This is a genomic window from Pediococcus ethanolidurans, from assembly GCF_964062635.1.
GTDB lineage: Bacteria > Bacillota > Bacilli > Lactobacillales > Lactobacillaceae > Pediococcus > Pediococcus ethanolidurans.
Map to the genome: position 1 here is coordinate 282,399 of NZ_OZ061250.1, position 16,772 is coordinate 299,170.

Annotated in this window: 15 protein-coding genes, 1 pseudogene and 1 other annotated feature; of the genes and pseudogenes, 8 read left to right on the forward strand and 8 right to left on the reverse strand. The window is 38.5% G+C overall.

Annotation, left to right across the window (positions count from 1 at the left end):
* Positions 1 to 2 precede the first annotated feature (2 nt).
* Together AB3219_RS01380 and AB3219_RS01385 are read right to left on the reverse strand one after the other, a co-directional pair.
* On the reverse strand, positions 3 to 554 hold the full coding sequence (locus tag AB3219_RS01380) for a ferritin-like domain-containing protein (RefSeq protein WP_216753778.1): 552 nt from the start codon (positions 552 to 554) through the stop codon (positions 3 to 5).
* A 146-nt stretch (positions 555 to 700) separates the two neighbouring features.
* Positions 701 to 1,564, reverse strand: a complete 864-nt coding sequence (locus tag AB3219_RS01385) for an ROK family protein (RefSeq protein ID WP_216753777.1) — start codon at positions 1,562 to 1,564, stop codon at positions 701 to 703.
* A 208-nt stretch (positions 1,565 to 1,772) separates the two neighbouring features.
* Between AB3219_RS01385 and pepT the strand changes: the two genes are divergently transcribed.
* Entirely contained in the window at positions 1,773 to 3,017 is a 1,245-nt protein-coding gene (pepT, locus tag AB3219_RS01390; protein WP_216753776.1) for a peptidase T, read from the forward strand.
* A 315-nt stretch (positions 3,018 to 3,332) separates the two neighbouring features.
* On the opposite strand, the gene pcp is transcribed toward pepT, so the two are convergent.
* The 4 genes from pcp to brnQ all read right to left on the reverse strand — a co-directional run bounded on the left by pcp (position 3,333) and on the right by brnQ (position 7,263).
* The gene (pcp, locus tag AB3219_RS01395; protein WP_216753775.1) at positions 3,333 to 3,980 is read right to left on the reverse strand and encodes a pyroglutamyl-peptidase I; all 648 of its coding nucleotides are present in this window, start codon (positions 3,978 to 3,980) and stop codon (positions 3,333 to 3,335) included.
* A 19-nt stretch (positions 3,981 to 3,999) separates the two neighbouring features.
* Positions 4,000 to 4,923 carry a DUF979 domain-containing protein gene (locus tag AB3219_RS01400; protein WP_057806514.1) on the reverse strand — a complete coding sequence of 308 codons (924 nt, stop codon included), beginning with the start codon at positions 4,921 to 4,923 and terminating at the stop codon, positions 4,000 to 4,002.
* Entirely contained in the window at positions 4,916 to 5,593 is a 678-nt protein-coding gene (locus tag AB3219_RS01405; protein WP_057806511.1) for a DUF969 domain-containing protein, read from the reverse strand. The genes AB3219_RS01400 and AB3219_RS01405 overlap by 8 nt, the downstream gene beginning before the upstream one ends.
* A gap of 281 nt (positions 5,594 to 5,874) precedes the next feature.
* The gene (gene brnQ / locus AB3219_RS01410) at positions 5,875 to 7,263 is read right to left on the reverse strand and encodes a branched-chain amino acid transport system II carrier protein (RefSeq protein ID WP_263765957.1); all 1,389 of its coding nucleotides are present in this window, start codon (positions 7,261 to 7,263) and stop codon (positions 5,875 to 5,877) included.
* 799 nt (positions 7,264 to 8,062) lie between these two features.
* Positions 8,063 to 8,315 (forward strand) — a binding site (T-box leader).
* 60 nt (positions 8,316 to 8,375) lie between these two features.
* On the opposite strand from brnQ, the pseudogene AB3219_RS01415 reads away from it, so the two are divergent.
* The 7 genes and pseudogenes from AB3219_RS01415 (at position 8,376) to folP (ending at position 14,165) form a co-directional block, all read left to right on the forward strand.
* Positions 8,376 to 9,509 (forward strand): annotated as a pseudogene (locus AB3219_RS01415) (vitamin B12 independent methionine synthase).
* A 175-nt stretch (positions 9,510 to 9,684) separates the two neighbouring features.
* Entirely contained in the window at positions 9,685 to 10,053 is a 369-nt protein-coding gene (gene folB / locus AB3219_RS01420; RefSeq protein ID WP_074693892.1) for a dihydroneopterin aldolase, read from the forward strand.
* Positions 10,046 to 10,528, forward strand: a complete 483-nt coding sequence (gene folK / locus AB3219_RS01425; protein ID WP_216753772.1) for a 2-amino-4-hydroxy-6-hydroxymethyldihydropteridine diphosphokinase — start codon at positions 10,046 to 10,048, stop codon at positions 10,526 to 10,528. Before folB ends, folK begins: the two co-directional genes overlap by 8 nt.
* A 14-nt stretch (positions 10,529 to 10,542) precedes the next feature.
* Positions 10,543 to 11,112 (forward strand): GTP cyclohydrolase I FolE, encoded by a 570-nt coding sequence (gene folE / locus AB3219_RS01430; protein WP_216753771.1) that lies wholly within the window; start codon positions 10,543 to 10,545, stop codon positions 11,110 to 11,112.
* A 9-nt stretch (positions 11,113 to 11,121) separates the two neighbouring features.
* Complete coding sequence (locus AB3219_RS01435; RefSeq protein WP_216753770.1) at positions 11,122 to 12,438, forward strand: folylpolyglutamate synthase/dihydrofolate synthase family protein; 1,317 nt, start codon at positions 11,122 to 11,124, stop codon at positions 12,436 to 12,438.
* Entirely contained in the window at positions 12,431 to 13,039 is a 609-nt protein-coding gene (locus AB3219_RS01440; RefSeq protein WP_216753769.1) for a non-canonical purine NTP pyrophosphatase, read from the forward strand. Before AB3219_RS01435 ends, AB3219_RS01440 begins: the two co-directional genes overlap by 8 nt.
* Positions 13,026 to 14,165 carry a dihydropteroate synthase gene (gene folP, locus AB3219_RS01445; protein ID WP_216753768.1) on the forward strand — a complete coding sequence of 380 codons (1,140 nt, stop codon included), beginning with the start codon at positions 13,026 to 13,028 and terminating at the stop codon, positions 14,163 to 14,165. The genes AB3219_RS01440 and folP overlap by 14 nt, the downstream gene beginning before the upstream one ends.
* Before the next feature lie 98 nt (positions 14,166 to 14,263).
* On the opposite strand, the gene AB3219_RS01450 is transcribed toward folP, so the two are convergent.
* Positions 14,264 to 14,758: an isochorismatase family protein gene (locus AB3219_RS01450; RefSeq protein WP_057806495.1), complete on the reverse strand. Its 495-nt coding sequence runs from the start codon at positions 14,756 to 14,758 to the stop codon at positions 14,264 to 14,266.
* Positions 14,759 to 15,370: 612 nt separating this feature from the next.
* Positions 15,371 to 16,717 (reverse strand): FAD-dependent oxidoreductase, encoded by a 1,347-nt coding sequence (locus tag AB3219_RS01455; protein ID WP_216753767.1) that lies wholly within the window; start codon positions 16,715 to 16,717, stop codon positions 15,371 to 15,373.
* Positions 16,718 to 16,772 lie beyond the last annotated feature (55 nt).

Consider the following 16,772-nt stretch of genomic DNA (forward strand, 5'->3'; position numbering starts at 1 on the left):
AACTAATCCTCGTCATCTTCATCGTCGTCTTCTAATCCTTCACCGGCATCGTTGCCAACTAGGCTTTGAAGCACACGAATTGCATGATTATCGTCTCCCCGTAACTTCTCCATTGCGTTACGTAAGGTGGGACGATTTTCTTTTTCTGATAGTTTAATTGCCCGATCCACAAATAGATTTTGAGTGACAAAATCCTGAACCGTTTCACCGACCATTGCTTCTGCCGTGAAATACTTGTTCTTACCATTCTCACCAATCATAGAATATTCACTATATTCATCGGTTGTTGATGCTGGCTTTTCATTTTCGTCCAATAAAAGATCACCAATCTCATCATAATGATCACGATTCTCTTGAATCAATTGGGTATAAACTGTTTGAATTGCTGGTGCGCTCAAACCTTTAACGTACCATCTAACTTGATGTAACTTTGCATCTAAAACAGTAAAGTTGGAAACAATATGATTAACCATAGCCCCAGCGGTTGGCACATGATGATCGATCTCGGATTGCTTTTGTTCTGCTGCAAATAATTCTTCTGGTGTGTTTGCCATTTTTTGGTTCCCCCTAATTTCTTAATATGTGTCTAGTTTATCGAGAAAAGGAGTTCTTTAAATTGATGCAAATCAAGTTTTGAAAAAAAGATCATAAATATTTTGTGGTCATCTACCTTGCCACACATATTTATGATCTAACCAAGCTATTCAGTTGCCTTTTTTGCTAACATTAAAGCTCCTGTAATTCCTGCATCATCACCCAATTCAACATGGACGATATAATTTGAAATTTCAGGGAAGTCAACATAATCAGCCATTTGTTTCACAAACTCGGTCTGAATTTGTGGGAATAACTGACTTTGCTTCATGACGCCGCCACCGAAGATGATGATATCCGGACGCAAAATTAGCGTTGCGTTGACACAGGCTTGAGCAATGTAATTTGCTTCAATTTCCCAGAATTCATTACTTGGATCAAGCTCGTTGCCTTTTTTGCCAAATCGTTTTTCAATAGATGGACCAGCAGCCAAGCCTTCAAAACAATCTCCATGATAAGGACAGACCCCTTCGAATCCGAGATCGCGTGGATCATGTCTTAACAGAATGTGACCCATTTCGGGATGACTGTATCCTTGCAGAAATTCACCATTTTGAATATAACCTGCACCCACACCGGTTCCAACGGTCCAATACAAAATGTTCTTTTTCCCACGTCCGGCACCGGCCTGATACTCTCCATAAGCGGCCACGTTCACATCAGTCGTGAAATAATAGGGAATATCAAAATGAGCCTTCATAGCACCCAAAAAATCATAGTTTTTCCATGCTAATTTAGGCGTGTTTGTAATAAAACCATAGTTATCAGCATCCTGGTTTAAAGACACCGGACCAAATGACCCGATTCCAATCGCATCAACTGGATGTTGTTCAAAATAAGCAAACACTTGTGCCATGGTTTCAGCGGGCGTTGTGGTTGGAAACTGTGCCCGATCTTCAACATTAATGTTTCCATCACTAACTGCGCAAACAAATTTTGTTCCGCCAGCCTCAATTGCACCTAATTTCATAAATTCTCTTCCTCCTATGCAAAAATAAAAAGATTACGTTTTGTAATCGCTAACATGATTATAGCATAGGCATAAAATGATGTGAGCTTAACTTTTTTAAGTTTCTTAAAAATACCCAAATAAGTTACAGGCAACTAATTCACTAAATTTTCTTTCTTGTCCTATTTAAGCTAAAATACACGTAACAATATAAATAGGAGTGATTTAATTGGCAAAATACGAAACCTTGTTACCACGATTCTTGAAATATGTGAAAGTAAATACTCGTTCTAATCCTGATTCAGATACTGTTCCCACAGATCCAAAAGAAGTTGCTTTCCTAAAGACTCTGGCTACAGAACTAACCAATCTTGGATTAAAGGATGTTCACACTCAAGCTCAAAGTGGCTATGTAGTTGCCACACTGCCTGCTAATGATGATGGCAATACACCAGTTTTAGGCTACATTGCTCACATTGATACAGCTGATTTTAATGCCGAAAATATCGATCCTCAAATCCATGAAAACTACGATGGTGAGTCCGACATTTCTTTGAGTAAGGACGGCAAATGGATTTTAAAAACTGCGGCTTTTCCAGCTTTACACAACTACAAGGGGCAAACTTTAATCACAACGGATGGCACGACTTTACTGGGTGCCGATGATAAAGCCGGTGCTGCCGAAATTATGACAGCAATGGAATATTATCTCAGTCATCCTGAAGTAAAACATGGTGAAATTCGGGTGGGATTTGCTCCCGATGAAGAAACTGGAACTGGCGCGGACCACTTCGATGCCAAAGATTTCAATACGAAATACGCTTATACGGTTGATGGTGGTCCCCTTGGTGAATTGGAATATGAAACCTTCAATGCAGCCCAAACAACCGTAGAAATTCAAGGAAACGAGGTACACACGGCCACTGCTAAAGATGTCATGGTTAATGCACTTCAAGTAGGAATTGATTATCATAACCTTGTTCCTGCTGGTGACCGTCCAGAATTAACCGATGGTCGTCAAGGCTTCTTCCACCTGTTTAAAATGACCGGTACTCCTGATCACGCTAAGTTAGTTTATATTATTCGTGACCATGATCGAAAAGTATTTGAACAACGTAAACAAGAACTACAGAACATAGCTGACAAACTCAATTCTGACTTTGGTGAAGAACGTGTCACTGTAGAGACACATGATCAGTACTATAATATGCGTGAAATTCTTGAAAAAGACATGACTCCTGTTGAACTTGCAAAAGCTGCAATGGAAAAATTAGCTATTAAACCTGTTATTTATCCAGTACGTGGTGGTACAGATGGTTCTAAAATTTCTTTCATGGGCATTCCAACACCCAACCTATTTGCTGGTGGCGAGAATATGCACAGTCGTTATGAATTTGTTTCTGCTCAAACAATGGAAAAAGCTGTTGATTTAATTTTGAAAATCAATCAATTAAATAGCGAACAAAGTAAATAAAATTCATTCAAATAAAAACGTTATACGTAATTCTGTAGGAAATACAGATGCGTATAACGTTTTTTTAATAAAAGAACTATTTTGAAAATAAATTTCTGCTGAGCCTTAGGACAACTCCGAAAAGCAATAAGGGACTTCTAAGTATTGTTCCTGCGGGATCGCGATCCCGCCTCCACACTTCGTACCTTTTTTCCGCTGAACCTTAGGACAACTCCGAAAAGCAATAAGGGACTTCTAAGTATTGTTCCTGCGGGATCGCGATCCCGCCTCCACAACACTTAGAAGTCCCTTATTACCCGCTTTTCTTCGTTCACTTTAAGCTACATGTCCCTCCACACTTTCAATATCCTTCTTACCATCCTGCTTCACAATTGCACCAATCGCCGCCGTAATTCCCTTCACATCATCTTCCAAACTCAAAGACGGCGTATTCGGCCTATTCGTCACCTGCTCCGGTAAAAATGGAATATGCATAAATCCTGCCTTCAATTCGTGAAACTCCTTATCAATCATATACTGCACCTGATACATAATATGATTACATACATACGTTCCCGCCGTCGTCGACACACTACTTGGCAAACCTACCGCCCTTATCGCCTTAGCCATCGCCTTCACCGGTAACTGCGTAAAATAAGCATTTTGTCCATCTTCATGAACCGGTGTACCCAGGGGCTGATATCCCGCATTATCCTTAATTCGTCCATCATCAAAGTTAATTGCCACCCGTTCTGGTGTCAAACCAAAACGACCGCCTGCCTGACCAATATTCAACACATAGTCAGGTTTTTCCCTTAAAATTGCCGCATGCGTCACTTCCGCACACTTACCAAAAATTGTAGGAATCTCCACCTTCACAATTTGAGCACCTTCAATTTCATCTGGCAAGCGTTTTACAGCCTCAATTGCCGGATTAATTTTATCGTCACCAAATGGATCAAAACCAGTCACAAGAATTTTCATTTCTAAATTACCTCCCTATTTAAAATGCCAGTACATACATCAACAAAATTTGGATTAACAACATTGGAATTGCAATTGGCGCCTGCTGTTTAATCACACCTAGTGGATCTTTCATTTCCATCAAAGCCACCGGTAACGTATTGAAATTGGCCGCCATTGGGGTCATCAATGTGCCACAGTATCCGGAGGTCATTCCTAACGCCGCAACTACCACAGCCGAACCGCCTTGAGCGACAACAAAGGGAATTCCAATTCCAGCAGTAATTACCGCAAAGGCTGCAAAGGCATTTCCCATAATAATGGTGAATAACGCCATTGCCACACAATACAAAGCGACTCCCAATAAATGATTACCGGTTGGAAACACACTTGAAATTGCATGCGCTGTTACCTTACCAACACCAGATGCTGTAAAAACAACTCCTAATGTTGCCAATAGTTGCGGTAATACTCCTGCCGAGCCCACTGACCGTACCATTCGTTGCGTGTCATCAAAAACATCTTTACCCTTAGATTTAGTTAAAGCAATAGCAACAATCAATGACAAAATCGCAGCCGCACCAATACCTACCTGACCACCAAACGGTGTAAATTGGGCTACTAAAATTGCGGTAATTGCTAAAATAATACTAGGTAAGAAAATCCAACCGCGTAGTTTTAGGGCAGCCTTCTCAGCCGTTTTAACATTAATCTCTTTAATATGTCCTACTTTCACCTGCTTTAAAAGTGAAAGTAATCCAATCACCAGTAGCAAAGCGCCAACTAGAGCTTTTGGTAACCACTGCCCCAAAGCAAAAATTACCGCAAATAATGTCCAGAACAGCCCCGTTCCATAACGAGCCGAGTTAGTTTTATCGCGAAATGATTCAATCGCGGCAATTAAAAATCCCACGCCAATTAACATATAAAGGAAGGTTAAAATATTATTGATCAAATTAGTCATTATTAGCACGTCCCTTCTTAGCAAACTGGCGATCAAACAAACGGTTATAGAAAAATACAAGGACAAGCGTAATTACGGCAACTGGAATTGAATACAAAACAATTCCAGTGGGATCGACTTTATAACCCAGTGATTTCATAGTGCTTGCCATCAATAAAACACCACCAGATGCGACAAATAAGTTTTGTGCAAAAAAGTTTCCAAAGTTTTCAGTAGCTGCGGAACGTGCTTTGATTCGATCCACATCCTTTGGCGTTAGTTTTGCTTCGACACTAGCTGCCGCTTGCGCCATTGGATTAATTAACGGACGAATAAACTGAACCTGTCCTTGCAGAGTGATTCCAAAAACACAGGCTAGTTCTCTAATCAGTAAATAAATATCAAAAATACGCCCTGGAGTTAAGTTTTGCAGACGATGAATTAAGTTTACGGCAGATTCTTTTAATCCATTTCGTTCAATTACCCCTATCATTGGTAAGGTTAAAAAAAATAGTGAAACCATTCGATTATCCAAAAAACCTTGTCCTAAAATAGCTAAAAATTTTGTGAAATCAATTCCTGATGCTAATGCGGTTGCTAACGCTGAGATTAGTACAACTGCAACGGTGTCCAATCTAAATGCAAACCCTAAAATGATAACTAAAACACCAATTAAACGTATGTATTCCATTCACTTACCCTCCGATTTCTATATTGGTTGCTTCTAATTTGTTTATCATAAATTTATCATAAAAACCTACTCAGGGCAAATTTGATTCTCAACAACTGAATGTTTAAACACAACCTACGTTGTTTAGCTTTTCAAATTATGATTACTAATTTAAATTCATTACAAACCAACAATTATTCTTGAAATTAAAAATGAAACCATGAGAAAAACAGTTCTCATCGCTTCATTCTTAATAGTCTTAGTTTAGTTTTCTATGGTTCCGAAGATCGCAAGCAACGCCATTATGACCAATCTGATTCACTAACAGTTGATTCGTCATTAGCACGAACACGTTGCACCACATAAATTCCAATTCCAATCACAAATCCAATAATAGCAGGAACAAGCCAAGCAAATCCTTGTACGAAGAATGGGACATACTTACTCTCAAAATTGGTAAGGCTCTGCACAACAACTGATTTTGCTACTATTGCTGGAGCCGCATTCAATCCATCCACAATGGCCGGTACAATTGTAAAAATCGTTGTACAAATATAAACAACCCGGGCTCGATGAAAGAATGGTGAAACTAATGATAGTAAGATCAACGTGATACATAGTGGATAAATAAACATCAGAAACGGTACAGCAGCATTAATAATGGTTTCAAACCCAAAATTAGAAACCACAAAAGAAATTACAGATACAATAATCACATATGTTTTATAACTAAATTTAGGAAACATTCCACTAAATGCCGTTGCAAAAGAGGTTGTCACACCAACAGCAGTAGTCATGCAAGTAATTGTTGCCATAATAGCTAGAATATAAACCCCGGCATTACCAAAGAAATACTGTGTAATTTGACCAAGCGCGATACCACCATCGTTTGCGATTTTCAAATGACCTAGACTGGTTGCCCCAATGTAAGCTAATCCGGCATAGATAACGGCCATCGCACTGGCGGCAATGATACCTGCTTTGACGGTTAAATTCGCAACTGTTGCTTCTTTTTTTACCCCTAAAGCTTTAATTGCCGTGATAACCACAATTCCAAACTCAACAGAGGCTAGCGCATCCATTGTTTGATAACCCTGAATAATACCATTGGTCATCGCGCCTTTTCGCCAAGCACCTGTAACTGCTTGTCCAGCCGCTGTCCCCATTGGTTTGAAAATGGCAACTGCAATTAATATAACGACCATGATAATAAAAACCGGATTCAGATAACGACCAACATAATCAACCACTTTATGGCGGTTAATTGAAAACAATACCACTGCCGTAAAGAAACAAGCTGAATAAACAAAAAGCCATAATGGTGCGGTTGCCGCACTGACATGGGTCGCAATACCAAACTCAAAGGGCACTGTGGCTGTTCGCGGCGTTGCAAAGGCTGGGCCAATGGCAATATACAAAATAACAGTAAAGATCAACGCGTACGTTTTACCAATTGGTTGCGCTAGTTCATAGACACCATGCGTTCTCGTAATTGCAATCGCAGCAACGCCAAGTAAAGGTAAAATTGTACCTGTAATGATAAAACCAATGATTGAACTAATAAATGCAGAACCGGACTGTTGCCCAATTTGCACTGGAAAAGTTAAGTTGCTAGCACCAAAATACATTCCAAATAGCATTGATGCCACCACAATTAATTCTTTCCATGTAAATTTACGTGTTTGTTCCATTTATAAAAACTTCCTTCCTGCTTCTGCAATTCAATGTTGATGTCAAAACTTCAATAAGAATAAAAAAACGTCCCTCGGATTAATTACTAATCCAAAGGACGTTTGCACGCGTTACCACCTTAATTTACAAGCTTTTCACAAAGTTTGTCTCACCATGTACACCGTATTTTTCGTCAAAAACACCTGATACACTGGCACTATATTGGGTGCAACCATAATCATCTTTGCGACAATTTCGCTCGTTTTCACCTTTTTAAACTAGGAAATATGTTTTCTCAACCCCAAACACTTTCTAAAAATTCGCTAGCTTATCATCCGTGAAACCTTCAACACGTGTTTCTCATTTATATTTAATGTTGCTTATTATAGAACGGTCATGATTCATTGTCAAACTCATTTTTTAGACGTGTATGTGTCAAGCTTTAGTAAGTAGTGCTTCTAATTAGATTTTATTCATGTTTTTAACTACTTTTTGTTCCGTTCCGGCGTTGATGCGGGGACGTGTGGATCGCTAGCTAACTTCTTACCTTTCAGGCCAGAAGTGGATCTCTCCAGTCTCCCATGTCTCTAAGCGATAAATCGCTAAGTGACATCGACACACTCTTTCACCAACGCCTCCACTACACCTAATTAGAAGATTAACGATCTTCTCTTATTTTGAAAAAGCTCTTTTTCACTTTCCTACTAAAGTTTTACACAGCTGTATGTGTCGAGCTTTGATCAACCCATTTTTAGACGCATGGTAAAATTTGACAAGTTTTAAAACACGCGCTAAACTGAATCCAAATTAGATAACAATTAAAAAGCAATGAAGAGATGAGTATGGTCCCACATTTTTACAGAGAGCCTCTTTTGGTGTAACGAGGTAAAAGAGTGAACCAGAAGATGGTCTTGGAGAACATTCTGCATTAAGCTTTAGCAAAATACAGATGGGTGCGCCCATTATCGCGCCGGAGTTTCCTTCGGGGAATTCTTTAAGAAAATAATTTTTAAATTATTTTAAACCAAGGTGGTACCGTGGTCATTTCTTTAATGAAGTGCTCGCCCTTGACGTTTTTAACGTTGAGGACGAGCTTTTTTGTTTCTAAAAAAATACTAAGGAGTTTACAATCATGACACTTAAAACAGGTTTACAGGCACCCTATCGTTTCGATCAAGTTGGTAGTTTATTACGAACTTCCGAATTAAAAGCAGCTCATAAAGATTTCACAGATAAGAAAATCTCTACCAGTCAACTTGAAACCATTCAGAACCAAGAAATTAAAAAAATTGTTGATAAACAAGTTGCTCTCGGCCTTCATGCGGTCACAGATGGTGAATTTAGTCGTTCATGGTGGCATCTTGATTTTCTTTGGGGATTAGATGGTGTCGGTAAATATGACTATCAAAAAAGTTATAAATTTCATGGTCAAAAAACACGAACCGACAATGCCTATCTAACAAGTAAGATTAGTTACAACCCTGAACATCCATTTTTCAAAGCATTTGAATATCTGAAATCAATCGTACCTGATGGTGTTCAGGCTAAGCAAACGATTCCCTCACCTAGTCTATTATTCCGGGATAATCGAAGTGATAACGCACCTGAATTCTACGAATAACATACAGATTATTTAGACGATTTAGCCAAGGCCTATCATGAAACCATTCAGCATTTTTACGATCTCGGTTGTCGTTATATTCAATTAGATGACACGACTTGGGCTTTTCTAATCAGTAAACTTGACGAAACTAAAAACGATCCTGAAGGTCAAAAGCCGTTTCGTAAAATTGCCGAAGATTCCGTTTACGTCATTAATAAGCTTTTAGAAAATTTACCAGATGATTTGACTGTAACTACTCATATTTGTCGAGGTAACTTTAAGTCAACCTTCCTATTTTCAGGTGGTTACGACGTTGTTGCTGAGTATCTCAGCCAATTAAATTATGACGGCTTTTTCCTCGAATACGATAACGATCGTGCTGGTGATTTCAAACCGCTTGCTAAAATTTGGAATCATGATGCCCACAAACGCATCGTATTAGGCCTTGTCACCTCTAAATTTCCTGAATTGGAAGATCAATCCCAACTACTTACCCGCATTAAGGAAGCTACTCAAGAAGTTCCTCTTGAAAATTTGGCACTTTCTACTCAATGCGGATTTGCGTCAACAGAAGAGGGCAACAAGTTAACGGCTGATCAACAATGGGCTAAATTAAGTTTAGTCATTGATACTGCAAAAAAAGTTTGGTCAGACGCTGAATAATAATTATTAAGTGTATCTAGTTGCCTTATACAAAAACCGTAAAAACCAGAACATAGCTCTTCTCGAGTTTTGATCTGGTTTTTTCTATTAGTATTCATCAAAAAAGACGCCTAGCGTTAAACATGATACTATTAAAGGGAAATAAATTTCAGAACTGCCTGGGGGAATAGCTAATATGGGTAAAATTAGAATTAATAACATGAGTTTTCACACATTCAATGGTGTTTTTGCGGAGGAAAAAAAGTTAGGTCAACGTCTTCAAATTGACGCCGAACTCACCTATCCAATTGAAGAGAAAGTGCAGCATGATGATTTAAAGGAAACCGTCAGTTACGCTGACGTTTACCAAACTATTGAAGAATTCGTTTTAAACAATAACTATAATCTGATTGAAAGTGTCGCTAACCATCTTTTGAAGAAAATTTTGGCAGATTATCCTACCATTCAGGCTGTAAAACTAAAAGTTCGCAAGTACAGTGTTCCCATTGCTGGTATTTTCGATAATATTGAAATTGAGGTTTCAGGAGCACAACATCATGAATAATCAAGCTTATTTAAGTGTCGGTTCAAATCTCGGCGACCGTCAAAAAAATTTAAACCAAGCAGTAAACTTACTTAATGAAAATGCCATGATCACAGTAGAAAAAGTGTCTCCAATTTATCAAACACAACCCGTTGGCGGTGTTCCACAAGATGATTTTTTGAATATTGCTATTCGCTTATCAACGACTCTAACGGCGCATGAACTACTAGATGTTTTGCATCAAATTGAACAAGCTTTACGACGCAAGCGTCTCATTCATTGGGGGCCAAGAACCATTGATCTGGACATTTTATACTTTAATCACGAAAACATTCATGATGAAACGCTAATCGTACCTCATCCAGAGATTGCCAAACGGCGTTTCGTTTTAATTCCTTTGTTAGATGTTTTAAACGATGATCAATTAATTACTAAAACTAACCAGCAACTACAAACTACGCCTGATCACAATTGGGTGGAAATTTTACATGAGTAAGAGGTAAACAGAATATGATTGAAAAAGACAAAACGAAGATAGAAAATGCCGTTCATAACATTATTGAAGCTATTGGTGACGACCCAAAACGAACGAGCATTCAAGAAACACCGGCACGTGTGGCGAGTGCCTATGAAGAAATTTTTGCAGAAACTGGTAAACAACATTTTGAAGACTACAAGATTTTTAACGTTGCTGAAAATGCGGGTATGGTCTTAGTTCAAGACATCCCCTTCTATTCAATGTGTGAACATCATCTTTTACCTTTTTTTGGCACAGTTAATGTTGCTTACGTTCCTCAAAATGGCAAAATTATTGGCTTAAGCAAAATTCCACGTTTAGTCGATTTTGCCGCTCGTCGTCCCAGTGTTCAAGAAAATATCACAGTAATGATTGCTGATGAATTACAACGTATTTTAAAACCTAAGGGAGTTGCCGTGTCCATTTCTGCACGTCACATGTGTATGGAAATGCGTGGCATCAACAAATCGGGCTTATTTACGTATACAAACAAATTCTTAGGCAACTTTTCTGAAGATCATGAACTTAAAAATGAATTTCTCCAACAAACACATCAGAGGTAATCTAGCACTATGACTGAAGATCAACAAACTTATCATGACTTAATTGCAAAAATGAATCATCAAGTTTTGGTTACACAAAACGATCGTGTGCCCATTTTGCGTCACATATTGGCACAACTACAGCATCCTGAGCAAGCCTATAAAGTCATTCATATCGCTGGAACCAACGGAAAAGGGTCTACCGGCGCAATGTTAGCGGCCATTCTGCAAGCTAATGGTTATCACGTTGGTCATTTCTCTAGTCCTGCAATGCTTGATGATCGCGAACAAATCAAACTTGATGGTCAAATGATTAGTTATACTGCTTTTCTTCGTGCTTATCAGATTATTTCTGGCACCCTAAAACAAAGCGATACTGCGGTTTCACTTTCAATTTTTGAATGGTTCACCTTAGTTGCCTTAGTTGCTTTTAAGCAGGCCAACGTTGACTATGTTGTTCTGGAAGTCGGTTTAGGTGGAAAAAATGATGCTACTAATGCCATTTCGGCTCCCTTGCTAACTTTGTTTACTCATATCGATTATGATCATACGCAAATTTTAGGCCACACCATTCGAAAAATTGCGACGCAAAAGGCTGGCATTATCAAACCAGGTTCTACGGTAATTGTGGCGCCTCACCAAAAACAAATGACCAGACAAGTATTACGTCAAGTTGCTGAAAAACAACAAGCCGACATTCATTTTGTCCAAGACGTACATCTAAAAATTATCAAGCGCGATGAAACTGGTACTAAATTACAAATCAGTGGGCCCATGATTGCGCAACATGTTTACCAATTAGGCTTAGTTGGTAATTTTCAATTAGATAATTTGGCTACGGTACTTAGTGCGGTAACTTGGCTTCAAAGACACGGGACTTCGATTAAGGAACACATTGTTCACCAAGCATTAGCACAGCTTAGCATTCCTGGTCGAATGCAACTTATTCATCAAGCACCCACCATCATTTTAGATGGTGCCCATAATCCGGATGGTGCCAAACAACTGGTTAAGTCATTAAAAACACTGTTTCCAAATCGAAAAATCAGTTTTTTATTAGGATTTTTAGTAGATAAAAACTACTTTGAAATGTTAAAAAGTTATTTACCACTTGCAACTGACGTTTACGTGAATACACCCAGTCAGCATCAACGAGCTTTAGACAAACATCAACTGGCCCATGTTATTCAAACCGAATTTTATTTTCCAAAAGACCATCTTTTTGAGTTATCAAATTCGAAAGCAAGTCTGAATCTAGCGTGTCAGCAAAGTTCCAAAAACGATGTCATTATCGTTACCGGTTCTTTTTACTTTATCAAACAATTTGAAGGTGATTTGAATGTTTAAACAACCTATTTTAATTGCTTCTAATAATTTAGACAAAACTGCTGAATTAATAAAGTGTTTCAAAGATTTTAAAATTTCTGCCGAATCTTATCAAAACGTAATCACTCGTTTGAATTTTCCTAATGAAGGTACCACCAGTTACTTAAACAACGCCCGGCAAAAGGCAACTTTTATCTTCCAAAAGCTACCTGATGAATCCGTTTTGGGTGATGATTCCGGTATGATAGTTGCTGCCTATCCTGATAAGTTTGGCGTTCAAACTTCCCGGCAACTCAGCAATTATCCATCTGATGCGAATAAAAACCACTATCTAATTAATTTAGTCAATGGGAGATCTCGGCAAGTAACTTTACGAACTGATTTAATTTTATGTGTCGCTGATCATCGCGTTTATCATGGACTAGGTGTATTTGAAGGAACCTTTAGTACGACAGAACGGGGAGACAACGGTTATGGTTTCGACAAAATTTTAATTCCTTTGGGTGAAACACAAACTTTAGCAGAAATGACCGATACTGAAAAGACGCCCTATCTTCATCGAACCAAAGCAATTCAAAATCTTTTAGAAAAGGTGGCACAAAACGAATATGAACATTTCTGATCTCACCAATACATTTACACATTCAGAAACATTTGCTGATCAAATCACGAATAATATGCTAATTCGACAACGAAAAATTGTCTTGAAATTTAGTGAGCTTTCGGCAGATCAATTGAACCAATTAACCGACCTGTTACGCACGTTTGATACGCCCATTCAAGTCAATACAACTAGTATTCAGACCGTTCTTCCGTTAGCTTGCTTTTCATTATTTACGACCCGTTTTAGTCATTTATTTCAAAACACTGCTGACAATGAAACCTTAGCCGCTATTTATAAACAACACGCCGTTTACTGGAATTACGGTCACCATCATCGTGATTTGCTACAGAATCCTTTAATCTATGGCATTCTAAACATTACACCCGATTCATTTTATGACGGTGGGCGTTACTTTGAACCCCAAAAGATTATGAACCGTGTGGATGAAATGGTAACTGCTGGAGTAGATGTCATTGAGTTAGGTGGACAGACTACTCGGCCTGGTTTTAAGGAAATTTCGGTTAAAGAAGAACTGGCTCGGATTATGCCAACGATTGAACAAATTCATCAAATTTACCCCCAGATTACCATAGCAGTTGATACTTATAAATTTGAAGTCATGCAAACTATCGTCAAAACCGGGTATGTTGCTATCATCAATGATGTGAATGCATTTACTGATGACCCTCGTAAACTAACTTTATTGGCACCGACAAAAATCGGTTTGCTTACAATGCACAGCAGTCGAGACAAAGAATACGACAATTTAACCCAAGAAATGCGAGCTTTCTTCAAGCAAAATTTAACTCAATTAGTAGCTGCTGGCATTGACCAAGAGCGTATTGCTTTAGATCCTGGCATTGGTTATGCCAAAGTGGCAGATGGTTACCAAGATTATGCCATGATGCGAAACATTGATCAGTTTAATGAATTCAACCGACCAACCATGATCGCAATTTCACGAAAGGGTTTTGGAGCCAAATTATTCAATTTAAAAAAAGAGGATCGCCTTTCGGTAACACTCATTGCGGAAACATATATGTACTTGCATGGTGGTAATATTTTGCGCGTGCATGATATTACGGAAACCAAACAACTCGTTAAAATGATTCAGACGATTAATAATGGTTATTGGTTCAAATAATAAGGCTACCTCCAAAAAACTCTTTAAGTCACATTTTAATGCTAAAAAAAGAAGCACTCACAGAAAAACGAATTCTTCTGTGGGTGTTTCTTTAGTAGTTATTTAGTTTGAGGTAACATGGTTGCAAACGAGCCATCCCAAATACTCTCGTGATGTTTAATTATGGTTTGCGCATCTAAAAGATCGGAATCAAAAGTCGTGGTTAAACCACGCGTCACTTCCACTTTATAATCTAAGTGACAAGCTACTCGAATTGTGGTGTCCACGCAGTATTCTGTCTGCCCGCCACAAATTTCAATGCTTCGACTATTGTAAGTTTTTAAATATGCCTCTAAGTTTGTGTGATAAAAAGCATCTGGTTTAGTTTTAACAATAAACTCATCTTTTTGTGAATTAAAATCAAGTTTATCAGTTAGTTCAAACGCTTTTGTATCGCTTGGAATCTCTTCATCAGTGGTTTGAACGAAAAAAATTGCTTTTCGTTCTGCTCGATAAATCTTGATGCGTTCGTTGATGCCTGCAACAACTGCATCGAAATTCACCATTTTACTCAGTGCATTTTGCATATCAATTACAATTAATACATCTGCCATTTTCTTTCCTCTTTCATAAATCATGGTTGTTTTCGGTACTAAAGTAAAACGCCTACGTTATCCAAAGATGATCTATTTTCCAATACGTTCTTCGCATCCCCCACTGTAAGAATTTAATATAAAACTGGCGAATAGGTTTATAACTAACGAATCAAGGCTGCGATTGAAACTCCCCAAATGAGTACCTTATCATATTATAGTACAACCGAATCAAAAAGAGGAAAGCGCTGCAACTTTTATTTAATAAATTCTTAAATGAGTGAGTGGATGAAGACGCTAAGGCCCCGCAATATAAAGGTGCCGTCAGGGGGATGTAATCCCACGCTAGGCATCTTTATATTGTGGGGCCTGTCTTCAAGGAACTGTCCTAAAATCAGTGAGTGGATGAAGACGTTTAGGACCAATACTATAAAGGCACCGTCAGTGGGATGAAGTCCCACGCTAGGTGTCTTTATAGTATTGGTCCTGTCTTCAGGAACTGTCCTAAAATAGTGAGTGATCAAAGGCGGTTAGGCCTCGCATTATAAAGGTGCCGTCAGGGGGATGTAAAGCCCACGCTAGGTATCTTTATAATGCGGGGCCTGCCTTTGAGAACTGTCCTAACAAACATTTTCAGCCCCTACCCACACTCTTTTGCACAGCTGCCATTGCCAAGGCATTTACATAATTTAGTGGATTGTCAAAGTTAGGTTGGAAGAACATATCTACCATAGATAATTCATCAATAGTCATTTTAGTTTGAATTGCTAATGAAATAACATTAGCTGACTGGGCACAATCATAAGAACTATAAAATGCCCCACCTAAAACCACTCGTGTTTTTGGATCCCAAACTAAACGCATCAAAATTGGCGTGGTGGTCAACATAAAATCAGGACGATAATTCTGTTCAAGCGTAACACTTTCCACTGCGACATTTCGTGCTTTAGCACCACTCTCGGTTAACCCGGAAGATGCCAATGTTTTTCCAAACAGAGCCACCGCAGATGATGCTTGAGTTCCCATGTATTTAACCGTAGGATGTTCAATATTATGACCAATTAAAATTCCCTGACGAATAGCATTTGTAGCCAATGGAATGTAATCATCTTTTCCAGTCGGATTGTAATGCACAACTGCAGAATCACCGGCGGCAAATATGCTAGGATCTGAGGACTGCATATAATCATCCGTAATAATTGCACCATTGGGTAACATTTTAACTTTCCCTTTAAGTAAATCGGTATAAGGACGAAAACCTGCAGATAAAACAGCAAAATCGGCTGTATAGCTTCCTTTAGTAGTCGTAACGGTAATCTTATCACCATCATCCGTAAAAGATTGGACCAATTCATTCATCGCTAATTTGACACCATGCGCCTTGTAATCTTCTTCCACTCGTAATCCAATTTCTGGATCAAAGTTTTTCGTCAATACATGAGGTAATCCATCAATTAAAGTTACTTGTTTTCCTGTGACTGCCAACTGCTCAGCCAATTCCGCACCAATATAACCGGCACCAATAATAATCGCAGATTTTGCTTTTGACGTTGTCGCTCGCAAAATTTTGGCGTCGTTCCAGTCTTTACATAGTTTTACCTTCGAGTTATCGACGCCTTTAATCGGTGGAATCACAGGTGCCGATCCTGTAGCCATAACTAATTTATCATATGAATCCTCTAATATTTCCCCGGAAATTAAGTTCTTAACTCGAATCGTTTTTTTATCCGTATCAATATTAAGCACATCATGCCGCATTTTCATGGTCGCGCCAAGTTCTTCTAATTTTTCAGGTGAAGAGTAAAACATCTTATTCGGATCTGAAACATGATCACCCACCCACAAAGCAATTCCACAGGATAAAAACGATAAATTATCATTTCTTTCATACACCGTCACTTCGTAGCTTGGATGCTCCGTCAAAATTTGTTTAGTTGCATAGGTTCCCGCATGAGTCGCACCCACCACAATTATTTTCATAATTAGGCCTCCAAAATATTATTGTTATTAAAACTAACAGCTTATTGTTAGCTTA

Bases quoted from the DNA above. Each gene is read 5' to 3' on its own strand.
- AB3219_RS01440 (WP_216753769.1), top strand. From the start codon at position 12,431: ATGTTTAAACAACCTATTTTAATTGCTTCTAATAATTTAGACAAAACT.
- AB3219_RS01455 (WP_216753767.1), bottom strand. From the start codon at position 16,717: ATGAAAATAATTGTGGTGGGTGCGACTCATGCGGGAACCTATGCAACT.
- AB3219_RS01405 (WP_057806511.1), bottom strand. From the start codon at position 5,593: ATGGAATACATACGTTTAATTGGTGTTTTAGTTATCATTTTAGGGTTT.
- folB (WP_074693892.1), top strand. From the start codon at position 9,685: ATGGGTAAAATTAGAATTAATAACATGAGTTTTCACACATTCAATGGT.
- folP (WP_216753768.1), top strand. From the start codon at position 13,026: ATGAACATTTCTGATCTCACCAATACATTTACACATTCAGAAACATTT.
- AB3219_RS01380 (WP_216753778.1), bottom strand. From the start codon at position 554: ATGGCAAACACACCAGAAGAATTATTTGCAGCAGAACAAAAGCAATCC.
- folE (WP_216753771.1), top strand. From the start codon at position 10,543: ATGATTGAAAAAGACAAAACGAAGATAGAAAATGCCGTTCATAACATT.
- AB3219_RS01450 (WP_057806495.1), bottom strand. From the start codon at position 14,758: ATGGCAGATGTATTAATTGTAATTGATATGCAAAATGCACTGAGTAAA.
- folK (WP_216753772.1), top strand. From the start codon at position 10,046: ATGAATAATCAAGCTTATTTAAGTGTCGGTTCAAATCTCGGCGACCGT.
- AB3219_RS01385 (WP_216753777.1), bottom strand. From the start codon at position 1,564: ATGAAATTAGGTGCAATTGAGGCTGGCGGAACAAAATTTGTTTGCGCA.
- AB3219_RS01400 (WP_057806514.1), bottom strand. From the start codon at position 4,923: ATGACTAATTTGATCAATAATATTTTAACCTTCCTTTATATGTTAATT.
- pcp (WP_216753775.1), bottom strand. From the start codon at position 3,980: ATGAAAATTCTTGTGACTGGTTTTGATCCATTTGGTGACGATAAAATT.
- AB3219_RS01435 (WP_216753770.1), top strand. From the start codon at position 11,122: ATGACTGAAGATCAACAAACTTATCATGACTTAATTGCAAAAATGAAT.
- brnQ (WP_263765957.1), bottom strand. From the start codon at position 7,263: ATGGAACAAACACGTAAATTTACATGGAAAGAATTAATTGTGGTGGCA.